Source organism: Selenomonas sp. oral taxon 126 (genome assembly GCF_001683335.1).
In the GTDB taxonomy this organism is placed as follows: Bacteria; Bacillota; Negativicutes; order Selenomonadales; family Selenomonadaceae; genus Centipeda.
Genome location: NZ_CP016201.1, coordinates 893,259 through 907,446 on the forward strand (window position 1 = coordinate 893,259; position 14,188 = coordinate 907,446).

12 protein-coding genes and 1 pseudogene are annotated in these 14,188 nt (G+C 58.5%); 9 read left to right on the forward strand and 4 right to left on the reverse strand.

Annotation, left to right across the window (positions count from 1 at the left end; translation table 11 throughout):
• Together AXF19_RS15075 and dnaA are read right to left on the reverse strand one after the other, a co-directional pair.
• Positions 1-121, reverse strand: a pseudogene (locus tag AXF19_RS15075) (DNA polymerase III subunit beta); the annotation flags it as partial.
• Positions 122-741: 620 nt separating this feature from the next.
• Positions 742-2,178, reverse strand: a complete 1,437-nt coding sequence (gene dnaA / locus AXF19_RS03940; RefSeq protein ID WP_066845331.1) for a chromosomal replication initiator protein DnaA — start codon at positions 2,176-2,178, stop codon at positions 742-744.
• A gap of 345 nt (positions 2,179-2,523) precedes the next feature.
• On the opposite strand from dnaA, the gene rpmH reads away from it, so the two are divergent.
• From rpmH to mnmE, 7 genes are all read left to right on the forward strand, one after another.
• Positions 2,524-2,658 (forward strand): 50S ribosomal protein L34, encoded by a 135-nt coding sequence (gene rpmH / locus AXF19_RS03945; RefSeq protein WP_006305399.1) that lies wholly within the window; start codon positions 2,524-2,526, stop codon positions 2,656-2,658.
• Between the two features lie 48 nt (positions 2,659-2,706).
• On the forward strand, positions 2,707-3,096 hold the full coding sequence (gene rnpA, locus AXF19_RS03950) for a ribonuclease P protein component (RefSeq protein WP_066845335.1): 390 nt from the start codon (positions 2,707-2,709) through the stop codon (positions 3,094-3,096).
• A complete protein-coding gene (gene yidD, locus AXF19_RS03955) occupies positions 3,096-3,305 on the forward strand; it encodes a membrane protein insertion efficiency factor YidD (protein ID WP_066845338.1) in 210 nt (69 codons plus the stop codon). The genes rnpA and yidD overlap by 1 nt, the downstream gene beginning before the upstream one ends.
• 292 nt (positions 3,306-3,597) lie before the next feature.
• Entirely contained in the window at positions 3,598-4,269 is a 672-nt protein-coding gene (locus tag AXF19_RS03960) for a YidC/Oxa1 family membrane protein insertase (RefSeq protein ID WP_066845341.1), read from the forward strand.
• Position 4,270: 1 nt separating this feature from the next.
• Positions 4,271-5,443, forward strand: a complete 1,173-nt coding sequence (jag, locus tag AXF19_RS03965) for an RNA-binding cell elongation regulator Jag/EloR (protein WP_066845343.1) — start codon at positions 4,271-4,273, stop codon at positions 5,441-5,443.
• Between the two features lie 248 nt (positions 5,444-5,691).
• A complete protein-coding gene (locus AXF19_RS03970; protein ID WP_066845346.1) occupies positions 5,692-7,569 on the forward strand; it encodes a hypothetical protein in 1,878 nt (625 codons plus the stop codon).
• 172 nt (positions 7,570-7,741) lie between these two features.
• On the forward strand, positions 7,742-9,118 hold the full coding sequence (gene mnmE / locus AXF19_RS03975) for a tRNA uridine-5-carboxymethylaminomethyl(34) synthesis GTPase MnmE (protein ID WP_066845350.1): 1,377 nt from the start codon (positions 7,742-7,744) through the stop codon (positions 9,116-9,118).
• 226 nt (positions 9,119-9,344) lie between these two features.
• Here the strand turns inward: mnmE and AXF19_RS03980 are convergent, their stop codons facing one another.
• The gene (locus AXF19_RS03980; RefSeq protein ID WP_066845352.1) at positions 9,345-11,609 is read right to left on the reverse strand and encodes an anaerobic ribonucleoside triphosphate reductase; all 2,265 of its coding nucleotides are present in this window, start codon (positions 11,607-11,609) and stop codon (positions 9,345-9,347) included.
• A 249-nt stretch (positions 11,610-11,858) separates the two neighbouring features.
• Between AXF19_RS03980 and AXF19_RS14545 the strand changes: the two genes are divergently transcribed.
• Together AXF19_RS14545 and AXF19_RS13560 are read left to right on the forward strand one after the other, a co-directional pair.
• A complete protein-coding gene (locus AXF19_RS14545; RefSeq protein WP_066845354.1) occupies positions 11,859-12,329 on the forward strand; it encodes an SH3 domain-containing protein in 471 nt (156 codons plus the stop codon).
• 7 nt (positions 12,330-12,336) lie between these two features.
• Positions 12,337-13,053, forward strand: a complete 717-nt coding sequence (locus AXF19_RS13560; protein WP_066845366.1) for a L,D-transpeptidase — start codon at positions 12,337-12,339, stop codon at positions 13,051-13,053.
• Between the two features lie 351 nt (positions 13,054-13,404).
• Here AXF19_RS13560 and AXF19_RS03995 read toward each other — a convergent pair whose 3' ends face one another.
• Complete coding sequence (locus AXF19_RS03995; protein WP_066845368.1) at positions 13,405-13,851, reverse strand: metal-dependent hydrolase; 447 nt, start codon at positions 13,849-13,851, stop codon at positions 13,405-13,407.
• Positions 13,852-14,188: the final 337 nt, after the last annotated feature.

Consider the following 14,188-nt stretch of genomic DNA (forward strand, 5'->3'; position numbering starts at 1 on the left):
GGCCTTCCTTTGCGGTCATGTAGACGCCTGAGAGGATTGGGGTCTGCGGCTTGGTGGAGAGTCCCTTGCTGACGATTTGCAGCGCGGAGATGAGATCGCTCTTTGCAAGCGTGATGTTCATGGTATTTCCTTTCTGACGGATCGAAGTACGAACTCCACTTGAACGGTAGAAATCCGCCGGGGGCGAGTCGAACGCTTTTCTCCGCTTGCTCCACTAGGGTTTGCTTTGGAGTATCGTACAAAGTGTGTTTAGCGTATGCGCTCCCGTTTTTCTATAAATGCGTGTAGTAAATAAATTCAGTAGTCGTAGTAGTAGGGGCTGTGGATTGGTGGAAAAGTGGAAAAAGCCTTAGAGAAACGCGGGTGTGGCTGTTGATAAGTTGGGCAAAGTTATGCTTTAGTTATCCACAGTTTACACAGATGGACGGTGGATGAATTGTTATCCACAAACGATCCACATGAAATGAGGTGTGATATGCACAGGGATATAAACAGTATATTTTTCACGTTCTATGGTACATACCCCGCGCGAACGCTTAGTTACGCAAGTGATCGCGTGCTCGTTCGCCTAAATACCGGCGCACTTCTTAAACGCGCTACGCTTGAACGAAAGAAATGCGCCGGGGGCGAGTCGCCCGCTTTACTCACTTGCTCCACTAGGGTTCGCTTTGGGGTATCGTACCATAGACGTTTGTTTACGGTAAACAGTCTCAAGAAGGATACAGAAATTTTTATGTCCTCTCAGATCCCCTTGATCTGGATCGTCAGCGACTCGATCAGCGCCTTGGTTGCGCCGTCGGACTCCGTGAGATTCTGGATCTTCTTGTGCGCGTGGATGACGGTGGAGTGATCCTTGTTGAAAAAGCCGCCGATGGTCGGCCACGATACGTCGGTCAGCTCGTGGCAGAGGTACATGGCGATCTGGCGCGGGTAGGCGATGTCGTTGCTGCGCCGCGTGGAGCGGATGTCCTCGCTCGTCACTTTGAAGTGGGTGCAGACGATGCGCTCGATCATCTCCATCGTGATGCGCCGCCCCTTCTCACCGTGCAGATAGTTGCCAAGGGCGGCGATGCAGGTCGTCTCGTCGATCGGCATCCGCATCATTGAGGCGTATTTGATGAGGCGCGTGAGTGCCCCCTCAAGCTCTCGGATATTGCTGTCGACGCGGCTGGCGATGTAGGTGACAACATCCTCGGGGATGTCGACCTCTTCGGTCTGTGCTTTTTTCTGGAGGATCGCGACGCGCGTCTCGAATTCCGGCGGCTGGATGTCCACGACCGCACCGCCGGCAAAGCGCGAGATGAGGCGATCCTCGAGATCCTTCACGTCCTGCGGCTGCCGATCGGAGGTCAGGATGATCTGCCTGCCGCTGTCGCGCAGCTTGTTGAACGTCTGGAAGAACTCTGTCTGTGTCTGCTCCTGTCCTGCGAAGAATTGGATATCGTCGATCAGCAGCATGTCGATGTTATAGTATTTCTCACGGAATGCGTCCATGCTCTTCTCGCGGATGGAGCGGATGAATTCGTTCGTGAAATCCATGCTTGCAATGTAGAGGACGCGCTTCTCGGGATGGTCGGCGAGAATCTTGTGCCCGACGGCGTGCATGAGATGGGTCTTGCCAAGCCCCACACCGCCGTATATGAAGAGCGGGTTATGTGAGGGGAGGCCGGGCGCGTCCGCAACCGCCTTTGCCATCGAATATGAGAACTGATTCGAGCGCCCCATGACGAAGGCGTCGAAGGTGTACTTCGGGTTGAGCGATGTGGGATCGTCGGGGGCCGCTGCGGGCGCGCTCTCGGGTGCGAGCGGGAGGCTGCCCTGTGCGGGTACGTGATACTCCTCCTGCGCCTCGGCGACCATTTTTTCTGTGGGCGGTTCTTTTTTCACAGGTGCGTTCTTCTTTGGCGCGGCAATCGTGGGGTCGACGATGATCTTGAATGTATAGCCCACACCGAGCGCCTGCTGCACGGCATCGCCGAACAGGACGAGGTAACGCTGCTCGATGTACTGTTTGTTGAAGATGGTATCTACGGCGAGAATGAGCTCCTTCTTTTCGAGAGATACGGGGATCATGGGTGCGATCCACTTCTTCACGGCATCCTCGTGAATGATTCCGACGGTCTTTTCAAGTACCTTCTGCCATTCCTGCGCGAGGGCGGGGGTCTGTTCTACGGACATACATCTGCGTCCCTTCAAAAAATTTCTTTTATATGTTTTTATCCACAGAGTTATTCACAACTGTGGATAAGTCGATCGATGAAATCCGTGCGATAAAATGCGGAGAGATAAAATTATACACGGTTTTTTCACAGGTTTTCCACAATACAATGGGGATATTTTAGCAAAAAAAGAGGCACTTATCAACAGGTGCTTTGGTCACATTCGCGGAAAAAACGCGTAAACAGGACGTGCACGCCTTGACAGCGCAGGTTTTTTTCGTCTATAATGACGGCTAGTTATTCGATTATTGAAACGCCGCACGGCATATGCCGCGAAGCGCGGCAGCAAAGGAGGTGACGTGAGGTGAAGAGAACATTTCAGCCCAACAATCATTGGAGAAAGAAGACACATGGTTTCCGTGAGCGCATGAAGACGAAAGGCGGCCGCCTCGTACTGAAGAGAAGGCGTCAGCGCGGACGAAAGAAGCTGTCGGCGTAATGCGATAGCCGATCAGAGGTCACCGCGGGTGACCTCTTTTTTAGCGATATGGAAGAAAAAAGACACACATTGCCGCGTGCAAAGATGATCAAGCGGCGCAGCGATTTTCAGCATGTCTATCAAAAGGGCACGTCCGTCGCGGGGCGGGGGATGATCCTCTACGTCCTGCGCGATGTGCGCGTTGCGGGCAAGGTTGGCTTTGCCGCAGGGAAAAAACTGGGCTGTGCCGCCGTGCGCAGCCGCACGAAGCGCCTCCTGCGCGAGGCGTACCGTCATATGCAGCACGAGCTGCGCCAGGATGTCGGGATTCTCCTGATCGGGCGCGCGGGACTTGCTGCGGGCAAAATGCAGGACGCCGCCGGAGAGCTTCGGAGGCTTGCGCGGCGCGCGCAGATCTTTGCGAACGGGCAGGCGAAAAAACGTGCGAGGGAGCAGTGATGAAGCAGCTGCTGCTTCTCCTCGTGCGCTTTTACCGCAGCTGCATCTCGCCGCTCCTGCCGCCGTCGTGCCGCTACTATCCGACCTGCTCGGCGTATGCGATGGAGGCGATCGAGCGCTACGGTGCGCGGCGCGGCGGATGGATGGCGCTCCGGCGCATTCTGCGCTGTCATCCGTTTCACAAGGGCGGGTATGATCCCGTGCCGTAAGTATTGTATGTGAGGTGACGCTCCGCTCCTCGCAAACGCCTCGTTGCGCAAGCGGTCGTGTGCTTGTCCGCCTAAATACCGACGGATTTCAAACGCGCGCTGCGCGCTTGAACGGTAGAAATCCGCCGGGGGCGGGTCGCACACTCTGTTCCGCCTGCTCCACTAGGGTTTGCTTCGAAGCGGAGCTTGACCTCATTGTTCACCCACAGCACAACGTAATTCTTGATTCAATCCTAAACCTGATTTTTGATTTATCATCAGACACATTTCCGCACAGTAGGAGGAAATCGAATTGAGCGAATTTTTCAGCAACCTCTTTCAGCCGATCATTCACATTTTGCAGTTTATACTCGGAGGATTCTACACCGTCACGAGCGCTGCAGGCCTCGTCAGCTACGGCTATCCCATCATCCTGCTCACCATCCTCATCAAGGTCGTGACCTATCCGCTCACCGTCAAGCAGATCAAATCCATGAAGGCGATGCAGGAAATCCAGCCGAAGATGAAAAAGATCCAGGAAAAGTACAAGAACAACCCGCAGATGCTTCAGCAGAAGACGGGCGAACTTTTTCGCGAGTCGGGCGTCAACCCGCTCGCCGGCTGCCTGCCGCTGCTCGTGCAGATGCCGATCCTCATGGGCATGTACTATGCGCTCTTCAACTTCACATTCCCGACCCCCGAGGCGGCGGCATTCTTCTGGCTGCCGAACATGACCGAGCCCGACCCGCTCTACATCCTGCCCGTGCTGTCTGCTGCGACCACCTATCTCCAGCAGAAGATGACCAACACCGAGATGAACGCGCAGATGAAGATCATGATGACCATCATGCCGCTCTTCATCGGTTGGATCAGCCTCACATTCCCCTCGGGTCTCGTCCTCTACTGGGTGACGATGAACGTCGTGCAGATCGCCCAGCAGTGGTGGATGTACCACGGCGAGGGCGCAGTGAAGGAGGCACATTGATATGGCAGAGATCATCGAGACCACCGGCAGAACCGTCGAGGATGCACTCTCGCACGCCCTCGACAAACTCGGCTGCGGCAGAGAAGAGGTCACCTATGAGATCGTACAGGAGCCCTCGGGCGGCTTCCTCGGCCTCTGGGGAAAAAGGGAGGCGCGCATCCGCGTGACGACGCGCCCCGTGATCCCGCCGCAGCGCACGGAGATCCAGACCCCTGCGCCGCCGACCGTCCTTGCACCGTCTCCTCAGCCGTCCACCATGCCGCAGGAAGAGCGTGCACAGGACGAGGGATTCGGCATTAAAAAGCGCTTTCACACCGATCTGCGCTCCTCCGCGCGCAAGGCGGCAGAGCAGAGCGCACCGCAGCGTGGCGGTGAACAGCGCCGCGAGAACATAGCGCGTGGCGGCTATGGCGATCGTCAGGAGCGTCCCGCACGCATGGGCGAGGAGCGCCGTGCACCGCGCGAGAGCAGCGGACAGGGCGGCTATGGCGAGCGACGCGAGCGCGGCGGATACGGCGAGACGCGGGAGCGTTCCGTGCGCAGCCGCTACGGGGACGAGCGGCAGGATTTCCGTCGGGAGCGGCGGGAACGCCCCTCCTACGAGCGCACAGGTGCAGGCTATGAGGGGAGTCATCGCGAGCGGACGGACAGTCAGCTCATCCCGCTCACCGACGAGATGATGGCGGCAGCGGAGAAATTCCTCGGCGAGATCTTTGCCGCAATGGGACTCTCCGTCACCCTGCACCGCACGGATACGCCCTCGGGCACGATCTTTAACATGCAGGGCGACAGCCTCGGAATCCTTATTGGCAAACACGGCGCGACGCTCGACTCGCTGCAATACCTCACGAACCTCGTTGTGAACAAGATCCCCGAGACGGGCTATGCGCGCATCATTCTCGATGTAGAGGACTACCGCGCGCGCCGTGAGGAGACGCTCACACGCCTCGCGGGGCATCTCGCGGACAAGGCGTGCCGCATCGGCGAGGAGATTCACCTCGAGCCCATGAGCCGCCACGAGCGCAAGATCATCCACATGGCGCTGCAGGACAATCGCCGCGTCACCACCTACAGCGCGGGCGACAACCCGCGCCGCTACGTCGTCATCGTGCCACGCCGCCGCCGCTATACGCGCGACTACGAGGAGCAGGGGTACGACCGCTACGAGCGTTGAAAAGGTGTTAGGGAAAACCAAAAGCCTCCCCCGTGGCGCACGGGGGAGGGGAACCGCGTGAGCGGTGGTAGGGGCGCTTTGAGCGTTTTGGGAAGACAAACAAAGGGCTGTTGCACGGTCAAAATGACTTCGTGCGACAGCCCCTTTTTTGTGCTTCGAAAATAAAAATATTCTTGTTTCAATGTTATGCAAATGATATAATAAATCTGTTTTAATCAATAATTATGTAGCTGTAAGGAGGAGAATGTATGCGAAAATTGGTGCTGCTCTTATCTGCGCTCATCGTCAGCATGATTTTTTCGGGCTGCGGAGGCGGTGTGTCCTCGAACAATGCGGCGTATGCCCCTCTGGAGTCGCCGGGTATATATAAAAGCCTCGTCATGGCGCCGAACGGCGAATTCTTCGTCGCCGAAAAGGTTGCCGATGGCAAGGTAGGCGACAGGGATCGGGTCTATAAGGTGGAGTTCAACGAGAACAATAAGCTCGAGAAGATCACCTCCATGATCGGCGATCACATCGTCGTGGACACGTGGATCGACACGCTCGGGCATCCCTACCAGTTCTCCACGCTCACGGTCGAGTATCAGGATGATTTCGTCAAGTACAATTTCAAGGACGTGCATATGCGTGCACAGAGCGGCTACTACGATGCCTACGCGATTCTCTACAAGATCGTCGACGGGAAGGCGAAGACCGCCTATCTGTATGACAGCGAGGGTGCGCAGAGGAGCAATTCCGATGGCTACGCGCAGATGCTCTTCGACTATAACGACAAGGGACAGCTTGCCAAGATCGGCTTTGCAGGTCCTGACGGCAACCGCGTGATGACGGAGGCCAAGTTCTATGAGCTGCATCTGAAGTACGCTGACAGCAAGAATCCCATGCCGATCGAGATTGCCAACTATGGCAAAGACGGGAATCTGATGAATGATGCGATGGGCATCGCCAAGATTGTCTACAAACTCGACGATCAGGATCGCCGCATCGAGGCACGCCACTTCGGCTCGGATGATGAGCTCAAGATCAAGAATTCGAGACTGCTCGGCGTCTTCAGCGGCATGGGTGTGCAGACATTTTTCAGCGCGGGAGCGATCACGAAATATCACTATGAGGGCGACGAGAGGCGTCCCGCCGAGATCGTCTTCTTTGATAAGGACGAGCGGCCGATCGGTCTGAAGGAACTCGGCAATGTAGCCTCCTACAAATACACCTATACGGATGGGTTTGTTTCCTCCATCAGGGCATTCTCCACCGACGGCACACCCGTTACCCTGGATAAGGACAGCTTTGGCAACGATGTTGTCGAGGTTCTCTTTGAACGGAATGAACTCGGTGCGGTATCAAAGGTCTCGTTCCGTGGAAAGGATGGCAATCCGGTCATCTCCTCCGTCTTATCGTGCGCCTCGCTCCACTACAAATCCGATGAAAACCGCAGAATGACCGAGCTTTCCTTCTTTGGCACGGCGGACGAACCCGTCAACATTGCCGACGGGAGGCACCGCATCGTCAAGGAGTACAACGATGCGGGCGAGCTGGGACTCGAGATCTTCTACGACAAGGACGGCAGGGAGATTGGCCGTCAGAAATACAATACCGTGCACGGCTTCTCCTCCGCCAATGCATCGCCCGAGGAAGCCGCGCAAAACGAGCTCGCAGGGTTTGGAATCTCGGCGCATGTCAGCCTCACAACCTATGGGCACAGCAGCGACGGCTTCCTGGCGGTCGATACCTCGAAGGGGCGGCGTATCCTCATCGTTGATCGCAAGAACAATCGCGTTGCGGACATCAGCTCGCGGAAGAGCTTTGCAGAGTTCGGGGCGCAGCGCAATGCCTCCTATCAAAGTCCGTGGATTGTCAACTTCACCGTCATGAACGACACGCGTGACGCGGATGCAGACTTTGGCGTATGGCAGGGACAGAACCACATGATCCCGATCTATATGCTCTACAGCTTCAACGCGGACGGCACCGTCGAGCCGGGGATGCTCACAAGCGGCGCAGGGGCAAGCCCGTCGCATTATCAGGGATACCTCAAGGAGCAGAAGAACGTGGATCTCGCGAATCTGCTTCTGACCGAGGCGCTGACCCTCCTCGAGAAGGCAAACGCCGCAGGAATGTCGATCTAATATCGCTCGATGCGATGATACAACAAGAGGCTGCTGCACGAAGTACTTGACTTTGTGCGGCAGCCTCTTTGATTCTATGCTGCAGATTGACATGGAGATATTGTCGCACGCGGAGATTCGCGCTATAATAGCAGGGGATGAAAAGGGAAACGGGAACAGGGAAAGGGTAAATATGTCAGAGGATACGATCAGCCAGATCGCCACCCCGCACGGCGTGGGCGGCATCGGCATCATTCGTGTGAGCGGGGCGGAGGCGTTTGCCATTGCGCGGGAGATATTCCGCCCCGCGCGCGGCGATCTTGGGGAGATCGCCCCCTATCGCGCACGATACGGACAGATCACAGCGGCGGACGGCACCGTCATCGACGACTGCATTCTGCTGCCGATGCGCGCGCCGCACTCCTATACGGGCGAGGATACGATCGAGCTGCAATGTCACGGCGGCACCATCGTCCTGCGCGAGGTGCTGCTGCGCACGTGGGAGGCGGGCGCGCGTCCCGCCGAGGCGGGCGAGTTCACAAAGCGTGCCTTCCTGAACGGGCGGCTCGACCTCGCGCGCGCCGAGGGCGTCATGCAGCTCATCGCGGCAAAGAGCGCGCGCAGCGCACGTGCCGCACGCGAGCGTCTGGCGGGCGCACTCTCGGAGGAGATTGCAGGCATCCGTCACCGTCTGCTCGGCGCGATTGCGCGCATCGAGGCGGGGATCGACTTCCCCGAGGACGACATCCCCGCCGCCTCCGCTGCCGCACTCAGGGAGGACATTGCTGCCGCTGCTGCGGCGACGCAGCGACTCCTCACGGGTGCACATGCGGGGCGCATCCTGCGCGAGGGCGTCAAGACCGTCATCGTCGGGCGGCCGAACGTCGGCAAGTCCAGCCTGCTCAACGCCCTCGTCGGCACGGAACGCGCCATTGTGACGGATGTGCCCGGCACGACGCGTGATGTCATCGAGGAGGAGATCAGCATCGCGGGGATCCCCCTGCGCCTCCTCGATACGGCGGGGCTGCGTGCAGCATCGGACGAGGTCGAGCGGATCGGTGTTGCGCGCACGGAGCAGCATCTCGAGGACGCGGAGCTCGTGCTCGCCGTCTTTGACAGCTCCAGCGAGCTCACGGCGGAGGATCAGGAGCTCATCGCGCGTCTGCGCGGGATGAATGCCGACACCATCATCCTCTGCAACAAGGAGGACTGCGCGCGCATCCTCTCCGTCACGGACTTCGACGGCGTGAATGCGCCCGTCCTCATGATCTCCGCACAGTCGGGCACGGGGCTCGACACCCTGCGTGAGACCATCGCCGCGCGCGTGCAGATGATGGAGGGGGAGCTCAGCGACGGGGCGCTCCCGAACAGGGAGCGCGAGACAGAGGCGCTGCAGCGTGCCGCGCGTCACCTCACCGAGGCGGACAGGGCGCTCGCCGCCGCAATGGGCATGGACTTCGTATCCATCGACCTGCGCGCCGCGTACGATGCCCTCGGCGAGATCCTCGGAGAAACGGTGGATACGGATCTCATCGACCGCATCTTCAGCGAGTTCTGCATTGGGAAATAAAGGAAGCACTGATAAATTCAGCACCGCCATCTTGACGCATCTTTTTTGCCCGTTTTTTGTCGGCAAATCCTCCACAGAGCCCCACTCTGCGTCCGGTTCGCCTCCTCAATCGGACGAAAAAATCTACACCAATCTGAGGGTCTATTTTATCAGCGATTCCTAAAAAGCCGCTCCACGAAGCTGATTTCGGTTTCGTGGAGCGGCTCTTTTCTTGCGTGGAGAGATGTCAATCCTTCATGCGCGGCACAGTCATCGTACCGAATGACTTCTCCTTGCGGTGGCAGTGCGGGCACTCGTTCTCGATCAGTCCCGTGTAGCCGCAGACAGGGTCGCGGTCAACGGGGTGGTTGATGGAGAAGTAGCCCATGTCCGCGTCGTGCATGGCGCGCACGACCTTCTCGAACGCCTTGACGTTCTTCGAGGGATCCCCGTCCATCTCGATGTAGGCGATGTGCCCCGCGTTCTCGAGCGCGTGATACGGCGCCTCGATGCAGATCTTGTCGTACGCGCTGATGTCGTAGTAGACGGGCACGTGGCTCGAGTTCGTCATGTACGAGCGGTCGGTGACGCCCGGCACATTTCCATACGCCTTCTTGTTCGCACGCTGGAACTGCCCTGCCGTGCTCTCCGCCGGCGTGCCGAACGTCGACCAGTTGCGGTGCTCCGCCTCGGTGTAGGCGTCCGTACGCTCCCGCATATGCCCGACGATCTTCAGCCCGAGTTCCTGCGCCGCCGCGCTCTCGCCGTGGTGCTTGCCCGTGAGCGCTACGAGGCACTCGGCAAGCCCGCAGAAGCCGATGGAGAACGAGGCGTGCTTGAGGAGATCCTTGATGGAGTCGACAGGGCTCGCCTTCTCGCTGTCGAGCCAGACGCCCTGCCCCATGAGGAACGGATAGTTGTAGACGTGTTTTTCCTCGATGATCTTCAGGCGGTCGAGGAGGTAGTCGTGGCAGAGCTCGATGTAGTGATCGTACAGTTCCCAGAACTTATCGAGATCGCCCTTTGCCTCGAGCGCGAGCTTCGGCAGGTTGATCGTCGTAAAGGAGAAGTTGCCGCGGCTGCCCGACTGCTCGGGGCCGTTGACGTTGCTCATGACGCGCGTGCGGCAGCCCATCGTCGCAACGCAGCTGTTGTAGTCGCCGGGCTTGTAGTACTGGAGGTTGTACGGCGCGTCGAGGTTGACGTAGTTCGGGAAGAGGCGGCGCGCACTGACGCGGCAGGACTCGATGAAGAGGTCGTAGTTCGGATCGGTGGGGTTGTAGTTAACGCCCGCCTTCAGCTGAAAGACGGAGATCGGGAAGATTGCCGTCTCGCCGTTGCCGAGCCCCTGCCAGATGGCGCTGAGCACCTCGCGGATGACGAGCCGCCCCTCGGGCGAGGTGTCCATACCGTAGTTGATCGAGCTGAACGGCACCTGCGCGCCCGCGCGCGAGTGAAGCGTGTTGAAATTGTGGATGAGCGCCTCCATTGCCTGATGGGTCTCCTCCTCGACGCTCTCGCACGCAAGCTGATAGACCGTGCGTGCATCCGCTTCGAGTTCCTGTGCCACAGGCGTCTCGAACGCCGCGCTGTAGACGACGTTCAGCGCGCGCAGGAGCTCGGCACGCGCCTTCTCCGCGCGCACGTCATCCTGCTTTTCGGCGTAGACGCAGACAGCGAAGTCGAGCTCGTGACGCAGCGCCTTCTTGAATGCATCGTGGGTGAAATGCCCGCGCCCGAGGCGGTAGAGCAGAGCCTTCCACGCCTCCTCGACAATCGCCTTGCGGAAGGACTTCTTCACGCCGTCCGCCATCGCGTAGTCGAACGCGTTGATGCTCTGCCCGCCGAACATATCGTTCTGGTTCGACTGGATCGCGATGCACGCGAGGCTCGCATACGCGCGGATGGGGTTCGGCTCGCGCAGGAAGCCGTGCCCCGTGGAGAAGCCGCCGCGGAAGAGTTTCAGCAGGTCGATCTGGCAGCAGTTGAACGTGATGAGCGAGAAGTCCTTGTCGTGGATGTGGATGAAGTTCTCGCGGTCGGCGGTCGCATAGCGCTCGTCAAGGACGTAGTTGTCAACGAAGTGCTTCGCACCCTCCGCGCCGAGCTTCAGCATGATGCCCATGGACGCGTCCGTGTTGATGTTCGCGTTGTCGCGCTTCAGATCCGAGTCGACGGAGTCCGCGAAGAAGATGTCGCGGTAGCTCGCCATGAGATGCTTCTGCGCGAGGCGGCGCTGCGCGTGGCGCTGGCGGTACGTGATGTAGCGGCGCGCAATGTCGTAGTGTCCGTGTGCGAGCAGCTGCTTCTCGACGAGATCCTGTATCTCCTCGACGCTGATCTCCGTGCGCGGCCCGAACGCCTCCTCGACGCCCGTCGTCACCGCGTCGATCTCGAGCGCCGTCATCGGATGGACGTACTCCTTGCTCGCCGCCGCGATTGCATTGCGGATCTTCGCACGATCATAGGGCACGGCATGCCCCGCACGCTTCGTCACCGTTGTCACTGTCATGTGTTAAACTCCTTTGTAAAACACTATATATTGTGTTTAGCATATCGTTGTAGCAGAACATATTGTATCAGAGGATGGGGTAATTGGCAAGAAATTTTTGCGTGCGCTGCTTATTGGTTCTATGATAAATGTTACGGAATGCCTCTGTGCGAACGATGCAAACAATTCCGAACTATGTTATACTATAGGAGAAAGCACGGACGAAATGCCGTCATAAATCCCCCCTGCAAAAAGAAAGGAGATGTCCCCATGCGCCCCATCCTCTCCATCGGACTCATCGCTCTCCTCCTCTGCACTGCCGGATGCACGAATCCCGTCACCAAGGTGATCGACAAGCTGACGAATGACGAGCCCGCCGCATCGCAGCAAAGCACGACCACGAGCAGCCCTGCGCCCGCACAGACGCAGACACAGGGGCAGTCCGCCGCGCAGCCACAGCAGAACGCCGCACCCGCAGTGCAGCAGCAACCCGCAGCGCCTGCGCCCGTCATCGACACGCAGCTGCAGCGGATGACGCCCGCACCGCCGAATACGCACGGGCAGATTCGCGGGACTGATGTGCGCATGCGCGGCGGTCCAAGCACGGACGATGAGATCCTCGGCTATTTCGACAACCGCGAGTACGTCTCCATCCTCGGCAGCATGGACGGGTGGTATCACGTACGCCGCGCCGACGGCACGGAGTGCTGGGTCTCCGGCGATTTCTGCAAGCAGATTTGAGGTCGCCATGAGACAAAACGATTTGCGCTCCCTGCGCGTACGTCAGAAACGGCGCAGCTATGCGCGCTTTTTCGCCCTGCTCGGCGGCGTGTTCGTCCTCGCCCTCGTCTTCGGCGCGTACAGCTATCTGAGTGCCGCAGACGAGCCGCCCGCCGCATCTGTCACCGCATCAGCAGGAAAGCAGCCCGCCCCGACCGCAGCCGCCCCCGCCAAGGCAGCGACGAAGGAAGATCCCGCCGCCCCCGCTGCGCGTGCGGAAGATACGGCGACAGAAGAGTCCGTGCGCCCGGCAGCAGCACCCGCAGGGACAAGCATCCTCATCAAAAAGAGCGAATTCCGCCTCTACCTGCTTGAGGACGGCAACGTCATCCGGTCCTTTCCCGTTGCGCTTGGCAAGAACGCGGGACAGAAGCGCGTGAGTGGCGACATGAAGACGCCCGACGGCAGCTTCCCCATCGACGAGGTGATTGACTCCTCCGACTGGACGCATGACTTCGGCGACGGCAAGGGCGAGATCGAGGGCGCGTACGGCCCGTACTTCATCAGCCTCGACACCTCGGAGCTCTCGGGCGGCGCGTGGGACGGCATCGGCATCCACGGCACGCACGATCCCGCGAGCATCGGGACGCGTGCCTCCGAGGGCTGCATCCGCATGCACAACAGCGACCTCCTCGCGCTGAAGAAGCATATCACCGTCGGTACCGAGGTGACGATTGAGGAGTAAGTGAATACGACAAAAGCCGCCTCCCGTATGGAGACGGCTTTTGTGTAGAAAATCCGTTTGTGTTTTTACACGTTACAGTGTATAATGCAGATGAAACGTCCTTGGGCGGGAGTGATCCCGCGGCGGTATCTTTCCCCCGAAAGGGGGTGAGTGAGTATGACGGAAGTTGACGCGATCGTTTTATTGGTCGTTGCCACCGGATATCTGCTTGCAATAGCAAAAAAGTAACCGCCCACTCTGCCAAGTGAGCGGTTGTTCAAAAACAATTCGCAACCAAGGAAAGATGCCGCATAGGACGTTTCCTTCTATTCACATTATAGCAAAAGCGCCCTTCTTTGACAAGGGCGCTTTTTACATGCGCAGAATATATTGTCCTGCATATACGACGATAATACAAAAACCGGCAAATAGATATTCGCGGAATGAGCCGACGGTGAAGAGTCGTATGCCGATCTTCTGCATGGGGAATATGCCGGGAACCTTGCCGCAGACGGCGTCCTCCGCAATGTGGAGGAGGGCGCCGATGAAGAGCCATGTGAGGACGGAGAAGAACGCCGCATCGTAGAAGAAGTACGCCCTTGCCTGTGCGAGTCCTCCGATGAGGGCGAGGTAGAGCACGGGCCAGTGCGACCAGCCGCGATGGCGGCTGCGCCATGTATTCCATCCGACGCTCCCCGGCGAGCCCTCCACCTTGTCCGGCAGGACGGCGCCCACGGCAGCAGCCGCCGTCAGCAGCGGATCAGTAGTGACGGCATAGACGATCGTGCCCGTTACGGCTATGTGGGATACCCACGTCATTGAAGTCTCCTATCATGTTGCGTTGATTCCGCCCTGCCGTCATTATGGTTCTATGATAAATGTTTACGGAATGAGTCTGTGCTTGCTCCACGCAAACGCTTAGTTACGCAAGCGGTCGCGTTCTCGTTCGCTGAGGGAATCACGGACTCATTCAGCCATTCATCTTGGCACATCTTTTCCGCCCTCTCTGCGTCGATAAATCCTCAGCATAGCCACCGCTATGCCTGCGGTTTATCTTCTTGACAGGACGAAAAATCTGCACCAATCTGAACGGCATCATTGAGTTCGTGATTCCCTAATACCTGCGGACTTCTTAAACGCGCTTCGCTTGAACGAA

Coding starts and splice junctions, on each gene's coding strand:
- dnaA (WP_066845331.1), bottom strand. CDS start 2,178: ATGTCCGTAGAACAGACCCCCGCCCTCGCGCAGGAATGGCAGAAGGTA.
- rnpA (WP_066845335.1), top strand. CDS start 2,707: ATGGAAGAAAAAAGACACACATTGCCGCGTGCAAAGATGATCAAGCGG.
- yidD (WP_066845338.1), top strand. CDS start 3,096: ATGAAGCAGCTGCTGCTTCTCCTCGTGCGCTTTTACCGCAGCTGCATC.
- jag (WP_066845343.1), top strand. CDS start 4,271: ATGGCAGAGATCATCGAGACCACCGGCAGAACCGTCGAGGATGCACTC.
- AXF19_RS03970 (WP_066845346.1), top strand. CDS start 5,692: ATGCGAAAATTGGTGCTGCTCTTATCTGCGCTCATCGTCAGCATGATT.
- mnmE (WP_066845350.1), top strand. CDS start 7,742: ATGTCAGAGGATACGATCAGCCAGATCGCCACCCCGCACGGCGTGGGC.
- AXF19_RS03980 (WP_066845352.1), bottom strand. CDS start 11,609: ATGACAGTGACAACGGTGACGAAGCGTGCGGGGCATGCCGTGCCCTAT.
- AXF19_RS14545 (WP_066845354.1), top strand. CDS start 11,859: ATGCGCCCCATCCTCTCCATCGGACTCATCGCTCTCCTCCTCTGCACT.
- AXF19_RS13560 (WP_066845366.1), top strand. CDS start 12,337: ATGAGACAAAACGATTTGCGCTCCCTGCGCGTACGTCAGAAACGGCGC.
- AXF19_RS03995 (WP_066845368.1), bottom strand. CDS start 13,851: ATGACGTGGGTATCCCACATAGCCGTAACGGGCACGATCGTCTATGCC.